The sequence below is a fragment of the Cupriavidus alkaliphilus genome (assembly GCF_014191175.1).
Classification (GTDB): domain Bacteria; phylum Pseudomonadota; class Gammaproteobacteria; order Burkholderiales; family Burkholderiaceae; genus Cupriavidus; species Cupriavidus alkaliphilus.
The window spans coordinates 391,385-415,741 of the sequence record NZ_JACHWE010000001.1 but is presented as its reverse complement, the minus strand read 5'-3'; the positions used below and the strand labels follow the sequence as shown (position 1 = coordinate 415,741).

Annotated in this window: 15 protein-coding genes and 1 pseudogene; 12 read left to right on the top strand and 4 right to left on the bottom strand. The window is 69.9% G+C overall.

The features are described 5' to 3' along the window. Positions 1-110 precede the first annotated feature (110 nt). The 9 genes and pseudogenes from metG (at position 111) to FHX60_RS01985 (ending at position 14,124) form a co-directional block, all read left to right on the top strand. On the top strand, positions 111-2,177 hold the full coding sequence (metG, locus tag FHX60_RS02025) for a methionine--tRNA ligase (RefSeq protein WP_112774393.1): 2,067 nt from the start codon (positions 111-113) through the stop codon (positions 2,175-2,177). Positions 2,178-2,561: 384 nt separating this feature from the next. After that, positions 2,562-5,897, top strand: coding sequence for an acetyl-CoA carboxylase family protein (locus tag FHX60_RS02020; protein WP_183282414.1), 3,336 nt, complete (start codon positions 2,562-2,564; stop codon positions 5,895-5,897). Positions 5,898-5,943: 46 nt separating this feature from the next. Continuing rightward, positions 5,944-7,677, top strand: a complete 1,734-nt coding sequence (locus tag FHX60_RS02015) for an AMP-binding protein (protein ID WP_183282413.1) — start codon at positions 5,944-5,946, stop codon at positions 7,675-7,677. 89 nt (positions 7,678-7,766) lie between these two features. Then, positions 7,767-8,555 (top strand): IclR family transcriptional regulator, encoded by a 789-nt coding sequence (locus FHX60_RS02010; RefSeq protein ID WP_183282412.1) that lies wholly within the window; start codon positions 7,767-7,769, stop codon positions 8,553-8,555. A gap of 59 nt (positions 8,556-8,614) precedes the next feature. Beyond that, entirely contained in the window at positions 8,615-10,216 is a 1,602-nt protein-coding gene (locus tag FHX60_RS02005; RefSeq protein ID WP_112774389.1) for an ABC transporter substrate-binding protein, read from the top strand. Positions 10,217-10,295: 79 nt separating this feature from the next. Continuing rightward, positions 10,296-11,207, top strand: a complete 912-nt coding sequence (locus FHX60_RS02000; RefSeq protein WP_092306715.1) for an ABC transporter permease — start codon at positions 10,296-10,298, stop codon at positions 11,205-11,207. Then, complete coding sequence (locus tag FHX60_RS01995; protein WP_183282411.1) at positions 11,200-12,093, top strand: ABC transporter permease; 894 nt, start codon at positions 11,200-11,202, stop codon at positions 12,091-12,093. The genes FHX60_RS02000 and FHX60_RS01995 overlap by 8 nt, the downstream gene beginning before the upstream one ends. Further along, positions 12,090-13,136 carry an ABC transporter ATP-binding protein gene (locus FHX60_RS01990; RefSeq protein ID WP_112774387.1) on the top strand — a complete coding sequence of 349 codons (1,047 nt, stop codon included), beginning with the start codon at positions 12,090-12,092 and terminating at the stop codon, positions 13,134-13,136. Before FHX60_RS01995 ends, FHX60_RS01990 begins: the two co-directional genes overlap by 4 nt. Before the next feature lie 23 nt (positions 13,137-13,159). Then, positions 13,160-14,124, top strand: a pseudogene (locus tag FHX60_RS01985) (ABC transporter ATP-binding protein). Between the two features lie 33 nt (positions 14,125-14,157). Here FHX60_RS01985 and bamE read toward each other — a convergent pair. The 3 genes from bamE to FHX60_RS01970 are packed head-to-tail and all read right to left on the bottom strand — an operon-like array spanning position 14,158 to position 20,715. Continuing rightward, positions 14,158-14,706, bottom strand: a complete 549-nt coding sequence (gene bamE, locus FHX60_RS01980) for an outer membrane protein assembly factor BamE domain-containing protein (protein ID WP_183282410.1) — start codon at positions 14,704-14,706, stop codon at positions 14,158-14,160. A 43-nt stretch (positions 14,707-14,749) separates the two neighbouring features. After that, the gene (locus FHX60_RS01975; protein WP_183282409.1) at positions 14,750-18,904 is read right to left on the bottom strand and encodes a translocation/assembly module TamB domain-containing protein; all 4,155 of its coding nucleotides are present in this window, start codon (positions 18,902-18,904) and stop codon (positions 14,750-14,752) included. After that, the gene (locus FHX60_RS01970; RefSeq protein WP_112774384.1) at positions 18,904-20,715 is read right to left on the bottom strand and encodes an autotransporter assembly complex protein TamA; all 1,812 of its coding nucleotides are present in this window, start codon (positions 20,713-20,715) and stop codon (positions 18,904-18,906) included. Before FHX60_RS01970 ends, FHX60_RS01975 begins: the two co-directional genes overlap by 1 nt. Positions 20,716-20,904: 189 nt before the next feature. Here FHX60_RS01970 and FHX60_RS01965 point away from each other — a divergent pair, with 189 nt between their 5' ends. The 3 genes from FHX60_RS01965 (at position 20,905) to panC (ending at position 23,011) form a co-directional block, all read left to right on the top strand. Further along, on the top strand, positions 20,905-21,096 hold the full coding sequence (locus FHX60_RS01965; RefSeq protein ID WP_018008060.1) for a DUF3460 family protein: 192 nt from the start codon (positions 20,905-20,907) through the stop codon (positions 21,094-21,096). 34 nt (positions 21,097-21,130) lie between these two features. Next, positions 21,131-22,024: a segregation and condensation protein A gene (locus tag FHX60_RS01960; RefSeq protein WP_112774383.1), complete on the top strand. Its 894-nt coding sequence runs from the start codon at positions 21,131-21,133 to the stop codon at positions 22,022-22,024. 138 nt (positions 22,025-22,162) lie between these two features. Beyond that, on the top strand, positions 22,163-23,011 hold the full coding sequence (gene panC, locus FHX60_RS01955) for a pantoate--beta-alanine ligase (RefSeq protein ID WP_112774382.1): 849 nt from the start codon (positions 22,163-22,165) through the stop codon (positions 23,009-23,011). A 56-nt stretch (positions 23,012-23,067) separates the two neighbouring features. Here the strand turns inward: panC and FHX60_RS01950 are convergent, their stop codons facing one another. Then, positions 23,068-24,261, bottom strand: coding sequence for a PepSY-associated TM helix domain-containing protein (locus tag FHX60_RS01950; protein ID WP_112774381.1), 1,194 nt, complete (start codon positions 24,259-24,261; stop codon positions 23,068-23,070). Positions 24,262-24,357: the final 96 nt, after the last annotated feature.

Below are 24,357 nucleotides of genomic sequence, written 5' to 3'. Positions count from 1 at the left end.
CCGCGCGGCGGCCGGCCAGTTGTTAAAATAGCCCCTTCCCGGCACGCGCCCGCCCGTCCTGGCTGGCGCCGACCCCCTCGATTTCCCCCGCTCCTGACCGGCTCCTGTTTATGACCGCACGTCGCATCCTCGTCACATCCGCCCTGCCCTACGCCAACGGCCAGATCCATATCGGCCACCTGGTGGAGTACATCCAGACCGATATCTGGGTGCGGTTCCAGCGCATGATGGGCAACGAGGTCTACTACGTCGGCGCCGACGACACCCACGGCACCCCGGTCATGCTGCGCGCCGAGAAGGAAGGCATCACGCCCAAGGCGCTGATCGACCGCGTCTGGACCGAGCACAAGCGCGATTTCGACAGCTTCCTGGTGTCGTTCGACAACTACTACAGCACCGACGCCGAGGAAAACCGCGAGCTGTGCGAAAAGATCTACCTGGCCCTGAAGGCCGAGGACCTGATCGCCGAGCGCGAGGTCGAGCAGTTCTACGACCCGGTCAAGAACATGTTCCTGCCCGACCGCTTCATCAAGGGCGAGTGCCCGAAGTGCGGCGCCAAGGACCAGTACGGCGATTCCTGCGAGGTGTGCGGCACCACCTACGTGCCGACCGACCTGAAGAACCCCTACTCGGTGGTATCGGGCGCCACGCCGGTGCGCAAGTCGTCGGCCCACTACTTCTTCAAGCTGTCCGATCCGCGCTGCGAAAGCTTCCTGCGCGAGTGGGTGGCCGACCTGGCGCAGCCCGAAGCCGCCAACAAGATGCAGGAATGGCTGGGCGCCGAGGGCGAGGCCTCGACCCTGTCCGACTGGGACATCTCGCGCGATGCGCCCTACTTCGGCTTCGAGATCCCCGGCGCGCCCGGCAAGTATTTCTACGTGTGGCTGGACGCGCCGATCGGCTACTACGCCAGCTTCAAGAACCTGGCGCAGCAGCGCGGCATCGATTTCGACGCCTGGGTCGGCCCGCACTCGACCGCCGAGCAGTACCACTTCATCGGCAAGGACATCCTGTACTTCCACACGCTGTTCTGGCCGGCGATGCTGCGCTTCTCGGGCTACCGCACCCCGACCAATGTCTTCGCCCACGGCTTCCTGACCGTCGACGGCGCCAAGATGAGCAAGTCGCGCGGCACCTTCATCACCGCGCAGAGCTATATCGACACCGGCATGAACCCGGAGTGGCTGCGCTATTACTTCGCCGCCAAGCTCAACGCCAGCATGGAAGATCTCGACCTGAACCTCGACGACTTCATCGCGCGCGTGAACAGCGACCTGATCGGCAAGTACGTCAACATCGCCAGCCGCGCCGCGGGCTTCCTGGTCAAGCGCTTCGACGGCAAGGTCGACGAAGCCGCGCTGGCCCATCCGCTGCTGGAGCAGCTGCGCCAGGCCGCGCCGCAGGTGGCGCACCTGTATGAAAGCCGCGAGTACAGCAAGGCGCTGCGCCTGGTGATGGAACTGACCGATGCCGTCAACGCCTTCGTCGACACCGAGAAGCCGTGGGAGCTGGCCAAGGACGACGGCAAGCGCGCCGCGCTGCATGCGGCGTGCTCGGTCTCGCTGGAAGCGTTCCGCCTGCTGACCATCTACCTGAAGCCGGTGGTGCCCAACGTGGCCGCCGGCGTCGAGCGCTTCCTCAACGTCGCGCCGCTGGACTGGCGTGCCGTCGACCAGCAGCTGTCGGCCGCCAGCCCGGTGCAGCCCTACCAGCACCTGATGACGCGCGTCGATGCCAAGCAGGTCGACGCGCTGCTGGCCGCCAACCGCGAATCGCTGCAGGCGACCGCGGCGCCGGCCACCAACGCCAACGCAGCCGCGATCGAGCCGATCGCCGACACCATCACCATCGATGACTTCGCCAAGATCGACCTGCGCGTGGCAAAGATCGTCGAATGCCAGAAGGTGGAAGGCTCGAACAAGCTGCTGCAGCTGACGCTGGACCTCGGCGAAGGCCGCACCCGCAACGTGTTCTCCGGCATCCAGTCGGCCTACACGCCCGAGCAGCTGGTGGGCAAGCTGACCGTTGTGGTGGCGAACCTGGCGCCGCGCAAGATGAAGTTCGGCGTGTCCGAAGGCATGGTGCTGGCGGCCTCGGCCGCGGATGAAAAGGCCGCGCCCGGCCTGTACATCCTCGAGCCGCACAGCGGCGCGGTGCCGGGCATGCGCATCGGCTGATCGTCCGGTATCGGTGTTCCCTCTCCCGATACGCGGGAGAGGGTTGCATCCCGCGGCACGCCCGTGACGCGGTTTCCTTCGGCGGCGCATCGCCGCCGCACCCCCGGGGGCGAGACATCTCGCCCGCCACAGCCGGCTGAATTCTGCAATGCAGAACAAAACAGCGGCAAATCCCCTCCCTCTCCCCGGCTCTATGCACACGCGGCATGTCATACATGGTTCCGGCGCATCGCGCTTGTGACCCCCTGGCTGGCCGCGTAGATTCCACCTCGCAGAATCACAAACCACAAAAACAAGAAGCCGGCAGCGCAACCCGTTTGCGCGCTTGCGTGCTCGCGCGCTTGCGTAATCCTGTGCCGCCGCTTCGCATGGAAGGGGACATTTGTGAAGAAGCTCCTGATCGCCAATCGCGGCGAGATCGCGTTGCGCGTGCAGCGCGCCGCCCGCGATCTCGGCATCGCCACCGTGGCCGTCTACGCCACCGACGACGCCGGCAGCCGGCACCGCCTGCTCGCCGACGAAGCCGTCGCCCTGCAGGGCGAAGGTGCGGCGGCCTATCTCGACATCGACGCCATCCTCGCCGCGGCGCGAGCCACCGGCTGCGATGCCATCCACCCCGGCTACGGTTTTCTGAGCGAGCGCGCCGATTTCGCCAGCGCCTGCGCGGCGGCGCAGATCGTCTTCGTGGGACCCGGGCCCGAACACCTCGCCCTGTTCGGCGACAAGGGCCGCGCACTGGCGCTGGCTGCCCGCTGCGGCGTGCCGGTGATGCCGGCCACGCCGGGCGGGGCCACGCTCGATGCGGTGACGGCCTTCTTCGACGAGCAGGACGGCGCCGGCGTGGTGCTCAAGGCCGTGGGCGGCGGCGGCGGGCGCGGCATGCGCGTGGTGCGCGAACGCGACGCCCTGCCTGAAGCCTATGCGCGCTGCCGCTCCGAAGCCCGCTCCGCGTTCGGTGTTGACGCCCTCTACGCCGAGCGGCTGGTCGCCCGTGCGCGCCATATCGAAGTGCAGATCGCCGGCGACGGCGACAGCGTGATCGCGCTGGGCGAGCGCGACTGCACGCTGCAGCGCCGCTTCCAGAAGGTGGTGGAGATCGCGCCCAGCCCGGCGCTCGATGCCGCGCTGCGCCAGCGCATCGTCGATGCCGCCTGCACGCTGGCGCGCGAGGCGCGCTACCGCAGCCTGGGCACGTTCGAGTTCCTGGTCGAAGAGCCCGAGGACGGCGCCGGCCGCGACGGCGCGACCCTGCCCTTCGTCTTTATCGAGGCTAACCCGCGCCTGCAAGTGGAGCACACCGTCACCGAGCAGGTCACCGGGATCGACCTGGTAGCGGTCCAGCTGGGACTGGCCCGGGGCCGGCGCCTGCCCGAACTGGGGCTGGACCCGCAACATCCGCCGCACGTGCGCGGCTACGCGATCCAGGTGCGCGTCAACGCGGAAGCGACCGACCCGCAAGGGCTGGCGCGGCCGGCGCAGGGCCGGCTGGAGCGCTTCGATCCGCCCACCGGGCCGGACGTGCGCGTCGACACCCATGGCTATACCGGCTATGCCCCGTCCGCGCATTACGACACGCTGCTGGCCAAGCTGATCGTCACCTCGGCCAGCGACCACTTCGCCGACGCGGTGCGGCGCCTGCAGCGCGCGCTGGCCGAGTTCAATATCGCCGGCATCGCCACCAACCTGGACCTGCTGCGCGCGCTGGCCGAGCGCGATGACTTTGCCAGCCAGCAGGTGCATACCCGCTACATGGAGACGGCGCTGCCCGCGCTGCTGGAACGCGCCGCGCAGATCGGCGCGCAGCACGCGGCAAGGCACGCGCTGGCGGGTGCCGCCGCGGCGCCGGTGGCGGCCACGTCGAGCAGCGCCAGCTTCGAAGAGCAACTGGGCGAAGGCCTGTGCGCGGTGCGCGCGCCGATGAACGGCCGCGTGATCGAACTTGCGCGCGAGAACGACGTGGTCAAGGCCGGCCAGACCGTGGCGGTGCTCGATGCGATGAAGATGGAACATGCCATCGTGGCCGAGCAGGCCGGACGCGTGATCGACCTGCGCACCGCCTCCGGCGAGCAGGTGGCCGAAGGCCAGGTCATGCTGGTGCTGGAGCCCGCCGACGCCGGCGCGCATGCCGGCGCCGACGCCGAATGCGCCGACCCCGCGGCGATCCGCCCCGACCTGCAGCGCGTGCTCGATCGACATGCCTTCCTGTACGACGCGGCCCGCCCGGAGGCGGTGGCGCGCCGCCATGCGCGCGGCCAGCGCACCGCGCGCGAGAATGTCGACGACCTGTGCGATGCCGGCAGCTTCCGCGAATACGGCGGGCTGGCACTGGCGGCGCAGGCGAGCCGGCGCAGCGAGGCCGACCTGATTGCCAACACCCCCGCTGACGGCCTGATCACCGGCACCGGCACCATCAACGGCGGCCTGTTCGCGCCCGAACGCGCGCGCTGCGCGGTGCTGGCCTACGACGCCACGGTGCTGGCCGGCACCCAGGGCAAGCGCAACCACACCAAGACCGACCGCATCCTGGAGGTGGCGCTGCGCAACCGCCTGCCCACGGTGATCTTTGCCGAAGGCGGCGGCGGGCGCCCGGGCGATGTCGACTTCCCCACCGTGGCCGGCCTCTACCAGCCGTCGTTCGGCGCCTTCGCCGAGCTGAGCGGCGAAGTGCCGGTGGTCGGCATCGCCTCCGGGCGCTGCTTCGCCGGCAATGCCGCGCTGCTGGGCTGCTGCGACCTGATCGTCGCCACGCGCAACGCCAACATCGGCATGGCAGGTCCCGCCATGATCGAAGGCGGCGGCCTGGGCGTGTTCCGGCCCGAGGACATCGGCCCGGCCGCGGTGCAATACCACAACGGCGTAGCCGACCTGCTGGTCGACGACGAAGCCGCGGCGGTGGCCGCCGCCAGGCACTACCTGTCGATGTTCCAGGGCCGGCTCGAAACTTGGCAGGCGCCCGACCCGCTGGCGCTGCGCCATGTGGTGCCCGAGAACCGCCTGCGCGTGTACGACACCCGTGCCGCCATCGACGGGCTGGCCGACGTCGGCAGCGTGCTGGAGCTGCGCGCGGGCTTCGGCACCGGCATCCATACCGCGCTGGCGCGCATCGAAGGCCGGCCGGTGGGCATCCTCGCCAACAATCCGCGCCACCTCGGCGGCGCCATCGACGCCGACGCCGCCGACAAGGCCGCGCGCTTCATGCAGGTGTGCAACGCGCACGGACTGCCGATCGTGTCGCTGATCGACACGCCGGGCTTCATGGTCGGGCCCGAGGTCGAGGCCCGCGCCCAGGTGCGGCACGTGTCGCGCATGTTCGTGGTCGGCGCCAAGCTGCGCGTGCCGTTCCTGGCGGTGGTGCTGCGCAAGGGCTATGGCCTGGGCGCGATGGCGATGGCCGCGGGCGGCTTCCGCGCGCCCAGCTTCACGGTGTCGTGGCCGACCGGCGAGTTCGGCGGCATGGGGCTCGAAGGCGCGGTGCGGCTCGGCTTCCGCAAGGAGCTGGAAGCGCTGCCGGCGGGGCCGCAGCGCGATGCGCTGTACCAGCAGCTGGTGGCGCAGATGTACGAACGCGGCCATGCCATCAACGCCGCGGCGGCACTGGAGCTCGATGCGGTGATCGATCCCGCCGCCACGCGGCAGTGGCTGGTCAGCGGCCTCGACGCGGGCGCCGCCGACCCACAGCGTGCCCAGCGGCCGATACGCCCCTTCGTCGACGCCTGGTAGGCGCGGCGGCGGGCACCACCAGAGCGACAGCAAGAGGAGACAGCACATGGACGAACAGGCGTTCTTCGCCGACCTGGAAGCCCGGCATCGCAAGATCTGGCCCGCCGGCCTGCCCGACGCACCGGTGTATCCGCATGGCGAGGCCCCGCTGGGCGACTACCTGCGCGCGTGGGCGCGCAAGCGCCCGCGCCATGCGGCGCTGGTCTGGTACGGCACCACCGTCACCTATGCCGAACTCGACGACCTGTCCGAGCGCTGCGCCGCGCTGCTCAAGGGCCGCGGCGTCGGCGCGGGCGACCGGGTCGCGGTGATGATGGGCAACTGCCCGCAATTCCACGTGGTGTTCTACGCCATCCTGAAGCTGGGCGCGGTGTACGTGCCGGTCAACCCGCTCTTCAAGGAGCAGGAGCTGGTGTATGAGCTCAACGATGCGGGCGCCACCACCATCATCGTGCAGGACCAGCTGGCGCCGCTGCTGATGTCGGTGCGCGCGCAGACCGCGCTGCGGACGGTCTACACCACCAGCGCCGGCGCCATGCTGCCGGCGCAGCCCGAGCTGCCGCTGCCGGCCGGGCTGGATGCCCCCGCGCTGGCCGTCGATGGCGCCATCGACCTGCTGCAGGCGCTGCGCGAGACTGCGCCGGTGGCGCTGCCGCCGGTCGACCTGGACGCGCTGGCCGCGCTGAACTACACCGGCGGCACCACCGGCCTGCCCAAGGGCTGCATGCACACGCAGCGCGACATGCTGTACACCGCCGCGGCCTCGTATGCGCTGACCGGCGGCGTCGACGCCGCGCGCCTGGCCGAGGGCTCCGACGACGTGATGCTGAACTTCCTGCCGATGTTCTGGATCGCGGGCGAGAACCTGGGCCTGATCTACCCGATCTTCAGCGGCGCGACCGTGGTGCTGCTGGCGCGCTGGGACCCGGTCGCGGTGATGGCCGCGATCGAGCGCTACCGCGTCAACCGCACCTTCGTGGTGGTCGACAACGCGGTCGAGCTGATGAACCACCCCGAGTGCGGCCGCTACGACCTGCGCTCGCTGCAGCATACGCGCGCCGCCTCGTTCATCCGCAAGATCACACCCGACATCCGCCAGCGCTGGCACGCGCTGACCGGCAGCATCATTGCCGAAGGCGCGTGGGGCATGACCGAGACCCATACCAGCGACACCTTCACCACCGGCATGCAGGCCGACGACATGGACCTGCGCGGCCGCCCGGTCTTCGTCGGCCTGCCGGTGCCGGGCACGCGCATCAAGATCTGCGACTTCGACACCGGCGCGGTGCTGCCGGTCGGCGCAGAAGGCGAGATCGTGGTCAGCACGCCGTCGCTGTTCAAGGGCTACTGGGGCCGTCCCGACGTCGACGCCGAGGTGTTCCGCGACGGCTGGTTCCGCACCGGCGATATCGGCGCGTATGACGAGGCCGGCTACCTGCATTTCCTGGGCCGGCGCAAGGAAATGCTGAAGGTGCGCGGCATGAGCGTGTTCCCGTCCGAGCTGGAAGTGCTGCTGTCGCGCCACCCGGCGGTGCTGGGCTCGGCCGTGGTCGGCCGCCCGGACCCCGACAAGGGCCAGGTGCCGGTGGCCTTTATCCGCCTGCGCCCCGAGCATGCCGACGGCACCAGCGCCGACGCGTTGCATGCCTGGTGCCGCGAGCAGATGGCGGTCTACAAGGTGCCCGAGATCCGCATCCTGGCCGAGTTTCCGCTGACCGCCACCGGCAAGGTGCGCAAGGTGGAACTGCAAGCGCTGCTGGACACCGGGGACGGGGGCTGAGCGCAAGCGCTGCCCATCTGTCCCGCAGCACCGGCGAGGATGCCACGCGCTTGGGCGCCACTTTCGCGCCACCACCGGAGCCATCGGCCATGCACGATCGATCCACCGGCACCACCAAGGAAGACCGCCACTTCGTCACCGCGCTGGCGCGCGGGCTCGAGGTGCTGGCGTGCTTCCGCACCAGCGACCGCGCCCTGGGCAACCAGGAAATCGCGCGGCGCTGCCAGCTGCCCAAGTCCACGGTATCGCGCCTGACCTCGACCCTGACCCGGCTGGGCTACCTGGCGCGCGCCGAAGGCAGCCAGCAGTACAGCCTGGGCACCGCCTGCCTGCGGCTGGGCAGCGCCATGCTGTCGCGGCTGGATATCCGCAAGGTGGCGCGCCCGCTGATGCAGGAGCTGGCGGATTTCTCCGGCGGCACGGTGTCGCTGGGCACGCGCGACCGCTTCTCGATGATCTATGTCGAGCACTGCCGCAGCAGCGCCGCGATTGCGCTGACGCTCGATACCGGCTCGCGTATTCCGGTAGCGACCTCGGCGATCGGCCGCGCCTGGCTGGCGGTGGTCGCCGACGCCGAGCGGCAAGCCTTCATGGAGCAGGTGCGCGATGTCGACGACGTGGCCTGGCCGCGGCTGCGCCAGGGCATCGAACAGGCGCTGGCCGATCACCGCGAGCTCGGCGTGACCTGCTCGATGGGCGAGTGGCAGGCCGATGTCAACGGCATCGCGCGCGGCTTCGAGCCCGGCCAGGGCATGCCGCCCATGGCGCTCAACGTGGGCGGACCGTCGTTCCGGCTGTCGCCGTCATTCCTGCTGCAGGAAGTGCGGCCGCGCCTGCTCGAGGTGGTGCGCCAGCTCGAGAGCAGCTTCCCGCGCTGAGCGCGCCCGTTGTTCATACCCACAGCGCCGCCACGAGACGGCGCAACAGGAGGAGCACCATGCAAGTGAAGACCCTGTCCCACGCCACCCGCCGCCGGCTGCTGGCCGGCATCGTCGCCGCGGCCATCGTGCCGGTCGCGCATGCCGCGCCCGCGCCCGCCACCGGCAGCCTTACCGTCGCCTTCGGCGCGGAGTCGACCACGCTCGACCCGGTCAAGATCTCGGCCGGGGTCGACCATTATTTTGTCGGCCAGATCTTCGAAATGCTGGTGCGCCGCAACGCCGCGCTCAAGGACGAGAACTGGCTGGCGGAAAGCTGGAAGCTCGACACCGGCAAGGATGGCAAGCCGGTGCTCGACGTGCAGCTGCGCAAGGGCGTGCGCTTCCATAACGGCGACCCGCTGACGTCGGAGGACCTCGAGTTCTCGTGGCAGCGCCAGCGCGATCCCAAGAGCAGCTTTTTCTCGCATTATGTGTCGTCGGTCGAGCGCTTCGAGATCATCGATGCGCACCGCTTCAAGCTGCATTTCAAGCAGCCCGACGCGCAGTTCATCGTCGGCAACATGCAGCTGTGGGCCATGCCCAAGAAGTACATCCAGAAGGTCGGCGAGGAAGAGTTCGCCAGGAAACCGGTGGGCACCGGCCCATGGAAGTTCGTCTCGCGCACGGTCAAGGACGAGCTCAGGCTGGAAGCCTTCGACGGCTACTGGAACAAGGACAAGCGCCCCGGCATCAAGGAACTGACGATCAAGGTGATTCCCGAGGACCTGACCCGGGTGGCGGCGTTCAAGACCGGCAAGGTGGATTTCATCGACAACGTGCCGCCGTCGATGGTGGAGGAATTCAGGAAGATGCCGGGTGTGAAGACCGTCACGCTGGTCAGCGGCAACAATCTCTTCCTGAACTTCAACACGCAGATGCCGAAGTCGCCGTTCAATGACGTGCGCGTGCGCCAGGCCGCCGCGCATGCCATCGATGTCGACGCCATCATCAAGCGCGTGCTGTTCGGCCAGGGCGAGCGCTATGCGCAGGTGGGCAAGGCCTCCAACGGCTACGACCCCGCGCTCAAGCCCTATGCCTTCGACCAGAAGCGCGCGCGCGAACTGCTCAAGCAGGCCGGCTACCCCAATGGCTTCGACACTCCCTGCTACAACCTCACCACGCCGCGCGAGCCGGGCGTGAAGGAAGTGGGCGAAGCCATGTACGCCTACCTGAGCGCCGTCGGCATCCGCTGCCAGGTGCGCAACCTGGAGTACGGCGCGTGGATCAGCCTTGGCAAGCGCGGCCGTTCCGGTCCGCCCGAGATGGATGGCGTGCTGAGCTGGATGTGGTCGCAGGGCCTGCCCGGCGATCCCGGCCTGGCGTGGTCGGGACACCTGCACAGCTACCAGGCCGGCGGCGGCTGGGGCACCTACTCGTACACCAGCGACCCCGAGGTCGACGCGCTGCTGGAAAAACAGCGCCAGACCATGGACCCCGCCGCGCGCACCGCGCTGCTGCAGCAGATCGCCCGCCTCAAGCAGGAGCGCGTGCTGGGCGGCCTGCCCACCTACCGCCCGCTGGTGACCTTTGCCTGGCGCGACAACAAGATCGACTACGTGCCCTGGCCGATCCGCGACTACTGGCGCTCGTTCCAGGAAGTCAGCTGGAAGCCGCGCTGAGCCGCCGCCGCGCCCGGCCGCGCCCGACCCGGCGCGCCGGCGCGGCATCCCCGCCGATGACTCCCCGACGGAGCCCGCCATGCCCATTGCCAAACGCCTGCTGCACGGCCTGATCAGCATCCTTGGCGCGAGCGTGATCATCTTCCTGATCTCGCGCCTGTCCGGCGACCCGCTGGCCTTGCTGCTGCCGGCCGACGCGCCGCCCGAGGTAATCGAACAGACCCGCCAGCACCTCGGCCTGGACCAGCCGCTGGTGGCGCAGTACCTGGTGTTCCTGCGCAACGCCGTCACCGGCGACTTCGGCAACTCTTACCGCTGGCAGGAACCGGCGCTCGGCCTGATCCTGGAGCGGCTGCCGGCCACGGTGGAACTGGCCCTGGCCGCGCTGGCGTTCTCGATCGCGATGGCGGTGCCGTTCGGCGTGCTGTCGGCGGTCTGGCGCGGCTCGTGGTTCGACCGCTTCGCCAAGGTCTTCGCCATGGCGGGCCAGGCCATGCCCAACTTCTGGGTCGGCCTGCTGCTGATCCTGTTGTTCGCGGTGCAGCTGAACTGGCTGCCGGCCTTCGGGCGCGACTCGTGGAACAGCCTGGTGCTGCCCGCGATTGCGCTGGGCTGGTATCCGGTGGCGGCGCAGACCCGCGTGGTGCGCTCGGCCATGCTCGATGTGCTCGACAGCGACTACATCCGCATGGGCCGCGCCATGGGCCTGCCCGAGCGCGTGCTGGTCTGGAAGTACGCGCTGCGCAACGCGGCGATTCCGCTGGTGACGATCCTCGGGGTCTACTTCGCGGCGATGCTGGGCGGCGCCTTCGTGGTCGAGGTCATCTTCGCCTGGCCCGGCGTCGGCCGCACCGTGGTCGAAGCCGTGTTCGCGCGCGATTTTCCCGTGGTGCAGGCGGGCGTGATGCTCACCTCCGTGCTGTTCGTGCTGTCCAACCTGCTGGTCGACCTGAGCTACGGCCTGATCGACCCGAGGATCCGCCATGCCTGAGATCGCCATCCCCCCTGCCGGCGCCACCGCGGCCCCGGTGCGCCAGCGCCCGCGGCACAACCTGCGCGGCCTGCCCTGGTTTGCGCTGGCGGTGCTGCCGCTGCTGCTGGCCTGCGCCATCGGCGGCGAGGCGCTGCTGCCGCACGACCCCAACGGCCTCGACCTGGGGCTCGCGTTCCAGCCGCCGGCATGGCTGGCCGGCGGCAGCTGGGCCTATCCGCTCGGCACCGACAACATGGGCCGCGACCTGCTCACGCGGATCATGGCCGGCACCCGCATTTCGCTGGTGGTCGCGCTGTACGCCATCCTGATCTCCGGCGGCATCGGCACCGCCGCGGGCATGCTGGCCGGCTACTTCGGCGGGCGCCTGGACGCGCTCATCATGCGGCTGGTCGACATCCAGATGTCGATCCCGGCGCTGGCGCTGGCGCTGGTGCTGGCGGCGGTGCTGGGGCCGGGCTTCGAGACCGTGGTGCTGGTGATCGTGGTCACCTACTGGACCTGGTACGCGCGCATCGTGCGCGGCGAGGTGATGTCGCTCAAGCAGCGCGACTACGTGGCGCTGGCGCGCGTGGCGGGCTGCGGCACGCTCACCATCTTCCGCCGCCACCTGCTGCCCAACCTGCTCAACACCCTGCTGGTGCTGGCCACGCTGCAGGTGGGCCAGGTGATCATCTTCGAGGCCTCGCTGAGCTTCCTCGGCCTGGGCATCCAGCAGCCCGACGTGTCATGGGGACTGATGCTGGCCGATGCGCGCAACTACATCACCAACGCGTGGTGGGCCATCACCATGCCGGGGCTGGCGATCATGGCCACCTGCCTGGCGTCCAACCTGCTGGGCGACTGGCTGCGCGACCACTTCGACCCGAAACGGAGGCAGCTATGACCGGACCGGACCCGCACGTGACCCGACGCCCGTTGCCGACGGCCGCCCAGGATACGTCTTCGCACGGCACGCCGATGCTGTCGGTGCAGGGCCTGACCACCCACCTCGAACTGCGCCGCGGCATGGTGCGCGCGGTCGACGGCGTGGACCTGCATGTGAACCAGGGCGAGACCCTGGGCGTGGTGGGCGAGTCCGGCTCGGGCAAGTCCATGACCATCCTGTCGATCCTGCGCCTGCTGCCGCGCCAGGGCGGCGTGCGCCTGGGCGGCAAGGTGCTGCTCGATGGCGTGGACCTGCTGCAGCTGCCGGAAAAGACCCTGAGCACGCAGTACCGCGGCCGCAAGATCGCCATGATCTCGCAGGACCCGCTGACCTCGCTGAACCCCGTGTTCACGGTCGGCGACCAGGTCGGCGCGCCGCTGCACTACCACGGCCGCGCCGACAGCCGCGAGGCGCGCCGGCGCCAGGTGGTGCAGGTGCTGGAGAGCGTGCGCATCCCCTCGCCCGAGACCCGCCTGGACGATTATCCGCACCAGTTCAGTGGCGGCATGCGCCAGCGCGTGGTGACCGGCATGGCCATCGCCAGCGCGCCGCGGCTGCTGGTGGCCGACGAGCCCACCTCGGCACTGGACGTGACCATCCAGGTGCAGATCATGGCGCTGTTCCGCCGCATCCAGGCGCAGACCGGCGTCGGCATCATCCTGATCACGCATGACCTGGGCGTGGCGGCCAGCATCTGCCATCGCGTGGCGGTGATGTACGCGGGGCGCATCGTCGAGACCGGCGACGTGCGCACGCTGTACCAGCGCCCCGCCCACCCGTACACGCAGGCCTTGCTGCAGGCCATCCCCCGCTTCGGCGACCGGCGCGAGCGGCTGTACGCGATCCCGGGCAGCCCGCCCAGCCTGGTCGACCCGCCGCATGGCTGCCGCTTCGCGGCGCGCTGTCCGCACCGCAAGCCGCTGTGCGACGACGCCTATCCCCCCGAGATCGAACTGGAGTCCGGCCACAAGGTCAGCTGCTGGCTGGCCTCGGCCGGCTGAGACCGCGCAAGCCAGGAGACGCCATGCTGCTTGAAGTGCAAGACCTGAAGAAGCATTTCCCGCGCGCGGCGGCGGCACCGTGCGGGCCGTCGACGGCGTCAGCTTTGCCGTCGATGCCGGCCAGACCTTTGCGCTGGTGGGCGAGTCGGGCTGCGGCAAGACCACCATCGCGCGCCAGCTGCTGCTGCTCGAGCGGCCCAGCGCCGGTGCGATCCGCTTCGATGGCGAGGACGTGCTGTCGCTGGACCGCAAGGGCGTGCTGGCCTACCGGCGCCAGGTGCAGGCGGTGTTCCAGGACCCGTCGTCGTCGCTCAATCCGCGCCTGAAGGTCAGCATGCTGCTGGCCGAGCCGCTGCTGGCGCATGGCCAGGGCGGCGACCGCGCCGCGCTGCGGACCCGGCTGCTGGAGCTGCTGGAGATCGTCGGCCTGCCGCCCGGCGCGCTCGAGCTCTACCCGCACGAGTTCAGCGGCGGCCAGCGCCAGCGCATCGCGGTGGCGCGCGCACTGGCGCTGCGGCCGCGGCTGCTGGTGCTGGACGAGCCGACCTCGGCGCTGGATGTGTCGATCCGCGCGCAGATCATCAACCTGCTGGCGGAGATCCAGCGCAGCTTCGGGCTGGCCTATGTGGTGATCGCCCATGACCTGGCGCTGGTGGAGCACTTCAGCTCGGCGGTGGGGGTGATGTACCTGGGCAATATCGCGGAAAGCGGCCCCAGCAGCGCGGTCTTCGGCTCGCCGCGCCATCCCTATACGCAGGCCCTGCTGGGCTCGGCGCCGCGGCCCGACCCGGACCACCAGCCCGCCGAAGGCCTGATCCTGGGCGATATCGGCTCGGCGCTGCACCCGCCGCCGGGCTGCAAGTTCCATCCGCGCTGCCCGCGCGCGCTGCCGGCGTGCGCGACCGAGGCCCCGCCCATGCGGCGGCTGGACCCGCCCGCCGGCGCGGCCATGCCGGCGCACCAGGCCGCCTGCCACCTGCTGCAGTGAAGGCGGGCCAAGCGGTGACGCTGGCCGCGTGGTTCAGCCGCCCTGCATCCGCGACGGATCGTCGCTGCGCGAGGTGGTGGTGACGGTGCCGTCGCTGTTGAAATGCACGTTGAAGAAGGCCTTGTCGGTCGAGGTTTCCATCCAGCGGTAGCCCCACACCTCCTCCTGCTTCAGCGCGAACGCCTCTACCTTGGTGGGCTTGCCCAGCAGGCGGCGGATATCGTCCTTGCTCATGCCGGCGCGCACGCGCGCGAAATTCTCGGCCGACAGCACCTGCTCGATCTTCGCGACCTTGCCGTCGGCGCCGATGGTGACCATCCACGTGGTGGTGCCCTCGGGGCCGCGCGGGTATTCCAGCCGGCGCCCGCCGTCGGCCTCTTCCCACACGATCTCGGGCTTGCCGGCCTGGCGGCGCAGCTCTTCCTCGGTCGACTGGCCCGGCACGATGCCCTTGAACAGCTCGCTGTCGGGCTTGATCGCGTTCCAGGTGTTGCGGGCGGTCTCGCCCGCCTTCTTCATGGCTTCGTCGACCTTCTGCTGGTCGCAGCCGAACAGCGCAAGCATCGAGGCAATCAGTCCCATGGCGGCAAGGCGTCGCGGCGACGCGGCAAAGGTCGAAGGCAAATCACCGGCGCACCGGCTCGGCGATGACGGCCGAGGCTGCCTGGGCGGCGCCTTCGGGGTCGAGTGGCTGGCTTTCATCCTGCTGGCTCCTCCTGGTGCCGCGATTCGGGGCCCCGCTGAACAGGTTGGCCCAGGTATCGAAGCGGCGGTTGAACAAGACCGACAAACCGTTGATGGAGCCGCCCTTGGCAATCAGCGACCAGCGCCGCGAGAACTGCCAGGTCAGCTTCACCACGTTCGAGGCCGAAGTCAGGCTCTGCTCGTAGCCCACCGACATGCGTTCGGTGATGGCCTTGCCCATGCTGACTACCTGCTGGTCGTTCAGGCCGGCGGTGCTGGGCCCGATCGAGAATTCATCGATGCCGAAATGCGAGACGATGCCCTTGCCGGCCCTGCCGCCGATCAGCCCCAGCGCGGCGCCGCCCAGCGCCGAGCCGCTCAGCTGGCGCTGCTGGCCGGCGCCGGCGCTTTCCGCGCCGTAGCCGAACATCAGCCACGACAGCTTGTCCTCGTCGGGCACGTTGGGCTCCGACACCAGCCGCACGCGCGGCAGCCGCACCGTGCCGGTGACTTCCACGCCGGCCTCGACCTCCTGGTTGCGGCGCATGGCGCGGATGTTCATGTTCGGGTTGTCGATCGGGCCGTTGAAATTGATGATGCCGCGTTCGATGTCCAGCTTGCGGCCGAAGGCCTCGTAGGTGCCGTCGGTGACGCGCACCGTGCCGGTGGCCTTCATCGGCGCCAGCGGTTCGCTCTTCACGCCCATCTGCCCGGCCAGCAGCAGGTCGGCGCCGGCGCCGCGGAAGCGGAAGTTGTTGCCGAGGTCGACGGTCAGGTCGATCACCGGGCTGAAGCGGCTGGCGGGCTTGCTTTCCGGCATCGGCGTGGCCGCGGTCTTGACCGCGCGCTGGTCCTTGCGCCGGATCACCACGACATCGTCGCCCAGCACCGGCGCGCCGGCCTTGGGCAGGTCGAACAGGCCGCGGTCGACGCGGAACTTGCCGCGGATCACCACCTGCTTGTTCTCGTTGGCGATGCTGGCATCGCCCGACACCACCAGCGTGCGTTCCGGGCTGGCGAACAGCTGCAGCTTGTCGGCGACGATCCGGCCGGTCAGGTTGGGATCGGCCTCGCCCAGCTTGATATTGCCGGTGGCGGTGAGCTTGCCCTCGCCGCCATGGAACTCCACCTGCCTGAGCTCGACCGTGTTCTGGTCCAGCACCACGCGCACGGTGCCGTCGGTCAGGCGCAAGCCCTGGTCGTACAGCGTCACCGCGAGGTTGTCGCCATTGATGGTGCCGGTCAGCAGCGGCGCCGCCACCGTGCCGGCCAGCCGCATCGCCGCGGCCAGGCGGCCGTCGAAGGCGTACTGCGGGCCGGTCAGCGCTTCCAGCGACTTCAGCCGCGGCACGTCGACGGTGACGGTGCCGCCCAGCGTCGAGGCCGGGCCCACGGTCTGCAGCCCCTGCTCCTGCACCAGGCCGGCCGAGGCATCGACCACCACCTTGCCGATACGGCCCGACACCATGCCGCCGCGCAGCGCGATGCGGTTGCCGCCGGCGTCGGCGCGCAGGCTGGTCTCGCCCAGGCCGAGCGTGGTGAAGCCCCGGCCCGCGTTGACCGAGAGGTCGCCGCTGCGCCGGCGCACTTCCGCAAAGCCGGTGGCGGTCTCGGCCAGCGCCACGTTCCAGCGGCCGTCGATGACCAGGTCGGAACGCACCGGCGGGCGCTCGCCGGTGATGGTTTCCATCAGTTCCAGCACGCGCCCCACCTGCAGGCCGTCGAGGCTGCCCGCGCTGCGGATGCGGCCGTGGTCCCAGTCCAGGCTGTCGATCGCCAGCGTGGCGCGGTCCAGCAGCAGGCGCGTCGCGCCCAGGCGCACGCGCTGGTCGGCCACCAGCAGCTGCGCCGGCGCGGCCAGGCGCAGGTTGACGGTGCCGCGCTCTTCCAGCGTGCGGATGGTGCCGTTCCAGCCCTCCTGGCCGCGCCATGCGCCCTGCCCCGCCAGCGCCAGCTGCAGCGGGCGCTGGTTCAGGCTGCCGGCCGCCTTGACGTCGAAGCCGTGGTTGGCCTGGGTACCGTTGAGGGTGGCGTCGAGCGTGCTCAGGCTGGCGTGCGGGCCGCGGTAGCCGCGGGCCGCCAGCTGCACCGACAGCGGGCCGTCGAGCCCGCCGCGGATTTCGGCGCGGCCGCTGGCGCTGGCCAGCTTGTGCGGGCCCATTTCCAGCGTTTGCGCGTTGTAGTCGGCCACCACCTCGGGCTTCTTCAGCGTGCCGGTGATGGTGGCGTCGAGCTTGAGCTTGCCGGCCACGCCGAACTTCAGCCGCTCGAGCTGCGGCGCATCGATCGCCAGCCTGAGCGCATCGCCGCGCGCGCCGAAGCTGCCGCGCAGGCTGGCCTGGTTGCCGGCCATGCTGAGCGCGGCCTCGCTCGGCAGCAGCCGCTCGCCCGCCAGTCGCAGCTTGCCGCCGCCGGTCATCGGCAGGCCCGCGTATTCGCTTTCATGCACGGCGAAGTCCAGCGCCACGCCAAGTTGCGGCGCGAGTTCGCCGGTCGCGGTGAAATCCGCATTGATCCGGCCCGCCGCCACCTTGGCCAGCCGCGACGGATCGAACGCCGACAGCTTGCCCTTGAAGCTGTACGGCTGCTTGTCCTTCAGCCCCAGCTTGCCCTCGGCGGTCAGCAGGCCGGTGCCGACCACGGCGCGCAGCGCGGCCAGGGTCACGGTCTCGGCGTCCATGCTGGCGTCGGCAAACACCTTGAGTTGCCCGCCGGACAGATCCAGCGCCACGCTCTGGCGGCCCGGCTCGATGCGGACCACCACCGGGCCCGACAGGCTGGCGCTGGTCAGCGAGCCATGCAGTGCCGCCGGGTCCAGCCTGCGCACGTCCAGGTCGAAGCCGCCGCGGCCGCCGCGCAGCGAGCCGCTGCCCGCGATCTCCGCCTTGCCCGCCAGCGCCACGCGCAGGTCCGACACCGACTGCGCCGCCTCGCTCAGTTCCACGCGGGCGCGCACCGACTGCACCGGCAGCCGCTCCCGGTCGAGCGGGCCGGCCTCCAGGTTGCGGATCTCGATCTCGCCGGCGACCGCCAGCGGTGCCGGCGCGGGCGTGGCCGCGGGGGCAGAGGCGGCCGATGCTGCCGATGGCGCGGAGGCGGCTGGCGCTGAAGCCGCAGGCGCCGAAGCGCCCGCCGCATTGCTGCCGCCCGCCACGCCATCCACCGGCCGCAGCTCGGCATGCACGGTCAGGTTGGCCTGCGGCGCCGACGGGCTGAACAGGCGCGGGTTGATGCGGTCGCCGTCGACCAGCAGGTGCGTGAACGGCACCTTGCCGAACGGCGTCAGATCGGCGCCGGCACGCAGGTGGATGCGGTCGCCGCTGGCCTGCACCTCGGCGCGCAAGGCATCGAGATTGCCGTTCGCGGTGGCGTTGACGGCGAAGGCCTCGTCCTGCCAGCTGCTTTCCAGCAAGGCTTCGGCGCTGAGCACGAACGGCGCGGCGGCGCCCAGCTGCGCGTTGGCGGCCAGCTTGCCGTAAGGCGTTTCCAGCTTGTCCACGCTGACGCGGTGGCGCTGGCCGTCGCTGTGCAGCGCGCCTGACAGGTTGCTGAACACCATCGGCTCGGCCGTGGGCGCCGGGCCCTGCACCAGCGCCAGGCGCTCGAGCGTCAGCGCATCGACATCGACGGCCAGCGGCAGTTCGAGCGACGCCGGCTTCTGCATCGGTTCCGTGCTGGGCTCCGACGGCCCCAGCCGCACTTCGGCCTTGCCGATGCGCAGCCACTGCACATGCAGCCGCCGCGGCTGCCAGCTCAGGTTCCAGCTGCCGTCGACGCGATCGACCGTCACGCGCGTCTGGCCGCTTTCGAATACCACGTCGCGCAGGCGCAGGCCGTGCGCCACGGTGCCGCCTTCCAGGCGCCCGCTGAGCATGCCGGCCGACAGCCGCGTGGCCAGCGTCCACAGGTGCCGCGTGCCGGTTTCGGTGCGCAGCGCCGCCACGCCGGTGGCCGCCAGCACCACCACCAGCAACAGCAGGATGCCGGCCAGCCAGCCCAGCGCGCGCCACAGCCGCCAGCGCTTGCGTGGTGCCGGACCGGAGGGCGGCGGCGCGTCGCCGCCGCCGGGCACGGAAGGCAGGTCGTGCACGTTCATCAGAACGCCACCCCCAGCGAGATGTGCGGCCGGAACTGCTGCTCCTGGATGCCGTAGCCCACGTCGAGCTGCAGCGGGCCCACCGGCGTGCGCCAGCGCACGCCCACACCCACGCCGTTGTAGATGGTCACGCCGCGCAGGTTGTCGGCGGCGGTGCCGGCGTCCCAGAACACGGCCACGCCCCAGTCCGGCTTGAACCAGTACTGGTATTCCAGGCTGCCGGTAGCCAGGTACTTGGCCGGCAGCACGCTGGCGCCGCTGGGCGTGCCGATCGACTGGTAGCTGTAGCCGCGGATCGAGTCGGTGCCGCCGGCGCGGAAGCGCAACGTCGCCGGGATCTGGCTGGCGCTGTCGCCGGTAAGGTCGGCGCCCAGCTCCAGCCGCGCCACCACCAGGTCGCGCTTGCCCACCGGCACGTACTGGCGGATCCGGCCGTACAGCCGCAGGAAGGTGGCATCGCTGAGCAGGTTCTTGGCGGCCACCCCGATCTGGGTGTTGATCACGTTGCCGCGGCGCGGGAACACCGGGTTGTCGACATCGCGCCGGGTCCAGGCAAAGGCCGGCACCAGCGCCTTGCTGATCTGGCTGGCCTGGCCCGCGGGCAGCAGCTTGTCGTAGTAGAAATCGAGCGACGTCGCGACGTCGTACTTCTCGCGCGAGCGCGCGCGCTTCAGGCCCGCGCGCAGGCTGGTGGTGTCGGTGTTCTCGATGTCGATGGTGCGCTCGTAGCTGCTGTAGACGCTGTTGCGGTAGGCCCCGCGCGACGGCGGCATCGCCGCCTCGGCGAACAGGTAGGAACGCTTCTGCTCGATGCGCGCCTGCGAATCGAAGGTCCAGGCGCGGTTGAACAGGTTGTAGTAGGAATAGCGCCCTTCGACCTGCGCCCCGGTATCGGTGGTAAAGCCGACACCGCTGTTGAGCCGGTGCACCGGATATTCGCGCACGCGCACCGACACCGGCGCGGTGACCACCCCATCCGGTGCCTGCTCGGCATCCGGCGGCGGCTCCAGGTCGACCTGCACGTTGGAGAAATACGGCTGGTTCTGGATCGCGCGCTGCAGCTCCAGCAGCCGCTCCACCCGGTACGGCTCGCCCTCGTTGAGCGGGTTGACGTTGACGATGATCTGTTCCGGGTAGCGGCGCGTGCCCGTGACCTTGAGCCGGCCCAGGCGGTAGGCCGGGCCGCTGACGTAGTGCGCCGACAGGTCCGCGCGCAGCTCGTCCGGCTCGACCCGCGCCTGCGACGCGGCCAGCCGCGCGCCGTAGTAGGTGTGGCTCTGCAGCGTCACCAGCGCGTCTTCCTTGGCCTTGTCCCAGTCGTCCTGGCGGAACGGCTCGCCCGCGGGCAGGCCCCACTTGGCCTTCATCTCCGCCACCTGCTCGGGCGACTGGGTCGCCGCCGGGCCGGTCACCTGCAGGTCGACGTTGCGGATCAGCGTGCGCGCGCCGGGGTCCACCATCACATGGACCACGCGCTTGTCGCCCTCGCCCTCGACGCGGGTGGTAGTGGTCGGATCGAAATAGCCTTCGGTGGAGGTGAAGGCCCGCACCTGCTCGCCGACGGTCTCGACCATGTAGTCGAACTGGTCGGGCGACAGGTCGGTGCGATCCTTGTAGCGGGCCAGGTCGAGGTGCTCCTCGAGTATCTCGCGGATCGGCTTGGGCGCTTCGACCTCGACCTTGTAGGCGGCCTGGACCGCACCTGCGGCAAGTGCAAGCACCAGCGCCCCGAGCACGCCCGGTGCGCGCGCGGCGAGGCGCCTGGCGGCACGGCCAGCCGAGTCAGCGGTGTTAGCGGTGTCTTGCGGCATCGCCCTATTGTCCACACATACAAAGTCGGTATTTGACCACACCCGGCCACGCGCCCGGAACTTTCCCACGCGTTGCGGTGCCCGCGCGGCCCCCGGCTACGCTCTGGCGTGCATCCCGGGGGGCCGATACTGTAAAATCATGGCCCACTGTACCTATCTGGCGCCCGCATGGGTGCACCCCGGTTGAACATGGCCCTCTACGAATCCGATATCACCCAGTTCCTGAAGCAGCTCAAGCAAGAGCGCCCGACGCTGGAGGCCGAGCAGCGCGACGGCCGCGCCCTGCTGTGGGACAAGGCACCGATCGACCTCGAAGAGCGCGCCCGCGCCCAGGCTTCGCGCGTCGCGCAGAAGCCCTACGTCTACTCGCAGGACAACTGATCCCCGCCGCCCCCGAGCCCGAGCCGACCGCACCATGAGCGCAGGCGACCAGGACAAGCTGCCGCTGCCCGTGGAGCTGCCCGCCGTGGCGCCCGCTGCCGCCGCGGGCCCGGCCGGCCCCGCCGACATGGTCGACGGGATGGCGTTCGCGCGCCTGTACGGCGAGCCGCTGTTCAAGCTGCCGCAGGACCTTTATATCCCGCCGGACGCGCTCGAGATCTTCCTTGAAGCCTTCGAGGGCCCGCTGGACCTGCTGCTGTACCTGATCCGCAAGCAGAACTTCAACGTCCTCGACATCCCGATGTCGCAGGTGACGCGGCAGTACCTGTCGTATATCGAGCAGATCCGCAAGACCAACCTGGAGCTGGCGGCGGAATACCTGCTGATGGCGGCGATGCTGATCGAGATCAAATCGCGCATGCTGCTGCCGGTCAAGAAGGCCGACAGCGACGAGGAAGCCGAGGACCCGCGCGCCGAACTGGTGCGCCGCCTGCTGGAGTATGAGCAGATGAAGCTGGCCGCGCAGCGCCTGGATACGGTACCGCAGCTCGGCCGCGACTTCCTGCGCTCGCAGGTCTATATCGAGCAAAGCCTGGCGCCACGCTTTCCCGACGTCGAAACCGTCGACCTGCAGTCGGCCTGGGCCGACGTGCTCAAGCGCGCCAAGCTCAACCAGCACCACAAGATCTCGCGCGAGGAGCTGTCGGTGCGCGAGCATATGAGCCAGATCCTGCGCCGGCTGCAGCATGCGCGCTTCATGGAGTTCTCGGAGCTGTTCGAGGACGCGGTGCGCTCCGGCAAGGGCGTGCCGGTGGTGGTGGTGAACTTCATCGCCATGCTGGAGCTGTCGCGCGAAGCGCTGGTGGAGATCACCCAGGCCGAGCCGTTCGCGCCGATTTATGTGCGATTGGCGTACAGCCCCAGCTGACCCGTCCGAACCGCCGAGGCCAGCCCCCGCCCACTTGATCTACAATCCGCCGACAGCCGGCCCAGACCGGCACGGCAGCCGCCGCCCGCCGCGGACCGGCGTCCGGGTCACCCCTACACGACCAGCACACCAAGGCAGATGAAAGTCATTTCCTCCATCCAAGAGCTGCGGGACCAGTTGCGCGGCCAGAACCGCGCGGCCTTCGTCCCCACCATGGGCAACCTGCACGAAGGCCACCTGTCGCTGATGCGCCTGGCGCGCCAGCATGGCGACCCGGTGGTGGCATCCATCTTCGTCAACCGCCTGCAGTTCGGCCCCAACGAGGATTTCGACAAGTACCCGCGCACGCTGCAGGACGACATCGAAAAACTGCAGAGCGAAGGCGTCTACGTGCTGTTCGCGCCTTCCGAGCGCGACATGTACCCGGTGCCGCAGGAATACCGCGTCGAGCCGCCGCACGACCTGGGCGACATCCTCGAAGGCGAATTCCGCCCCGGCTTCTTCAAGGGCGTGTGCACCGTGGTGATGAAGCTGTTCTCGTGCGCGCAGCCGCGCGTGGCGGTGTTCGGCAAGAAGGACTACCAGCAACTGATGATCGTGCGCCAGATGGTGCAGCAGTTCGCGCTGCCGATCGACATCATTCCCGCCGAGACCGTGCGCGCCGAAGATGGCCTGGCGCTGTCGTCGCGCAACCGCTACCTGAGCCCGGACGAGCGCGCCGAGGCGCCGGTGCTGTACCGCACCCTGCACGACGTGCGCGACACCGTGCTGGGCGGCGACCGCGCCTCGGCCGACCTGCTGGCGGTGGAGGCCAATGCCCGCGCCTCGCTGGAACAGCGTGGCTGGAAGCCGGACTATGTGTCGATCCGCAAGCGCGTCAACCTGCAGGCACCCACGCGCGAGGAATTCCTCGCCGGCGAGCCGCTGGTGATCCTGACCGCGGCCCGCCTGGGCGCGACCCGGCTGATCGACAACCTGGAAATCTGAGCGACGCATCCGCGTCCGCCAAAGACAAAAGGCAGGCCCTGCGGCCTGCCTTTTTTTCATGCCCGCCGCATGCCGGCGCGCTGCGCGCTCTTTACCACGTGGCGCTGGTGGCCGCGCCGCCGCTTCCACCAGATCAGCGTGCCGGTCACGGCAAACGCCAGCGGCGCCAGCCCGAACAGCGTGATGAAGATCCGTCCCGGCAGGCCGAAGGCCTCGCCGGTATGCAGCGGAAACTGCCAGTTCAGCAGCGTGTCGCCGGCGGGCGCCTGCTGCGGATCGCGCACGCCCAGGGGCGCGCCGGTCCAGGCATCGAGCCAGAGCCGCGTCGCGCCGGTGTGCTGGCGCACCTCGCCGGGCTGGCACAGCCGGATCTCGAAGGCATCGCCAGGCTTGCGCGGAAAGCCGATGCGGGTGACCTGCGCCTGCGGGTACTGCGCCTGCGCCGCGGCCATGATCTCGCCCGCCTCCAGCGGCCGCGCCCCGGCCGGCGCCGGTGCCGAGACGTGCCTGGCGGGCGGCGTCACCGTCATCACGCCCGCCACGATCGGCGTCACCCACTTGGGCAGGTTCAGGTACCAGCCGGAAAACGCGATGACGGCCAGCACCGGCGCGGCCAGGATGCCGCCGGCACGGTGCAGCGAATAGTTGAAGCGCGACCAGGAGCCGCCATGCGTGATGCGGAACGCCTGCATCACCGAGCGCAGCTTCATCTTGGGCCACCACGCCGCCACCCCGACCAGCGTGGTCAGCAACAGCAGCATGCCGGCCACGCCGGTGATGGTCTTGCCGGTATCGCCCGACAGCAGGTAGCGGTGCAGGTGGAACAGCGTGGGCAGCAGCAGCCGGCGCGACAGCCCGGCCTCGCCCCAGACGCGCTCGCCCTTCACTTCCAGCGTGAGCGGGTCGACCATCACCTGGCGCGAGCGCCCCGGCACCACCCCGCCGGGCTCCTTGACCGGATACCAGGCGATAAAGACGCCGTCGGCATGGGTCGGCAGCATCAGCAGGTTGGGCTTGCCGTAGGGCGGCGCCGCCAGCCGCTCGGTGACGGCCTGGACCGTGTCCGGAGTCACCGGCGCCGTCATCGGCGCGGAGGCCACCAGCAGGTCGGGGTTGAGCCAGGCGTCCAGTTCATCGCGCCAGGCGATGGTCATGCCGGTCAGCCCCATCAGGATGAACAGCAGGCCGAGACTCAGGCCGATATAACGATGCAGCTTGACGAGGACGACGCGCAGGCGGCCGGTGACCATGACGGGGTGAAGTACGTTGAGCGGACGCTGCAAGGCGCGGAATATGGCGCAAAAGCCATACCGCGCCGCGGTGCGAATGCGAAGGATTCGCGATTC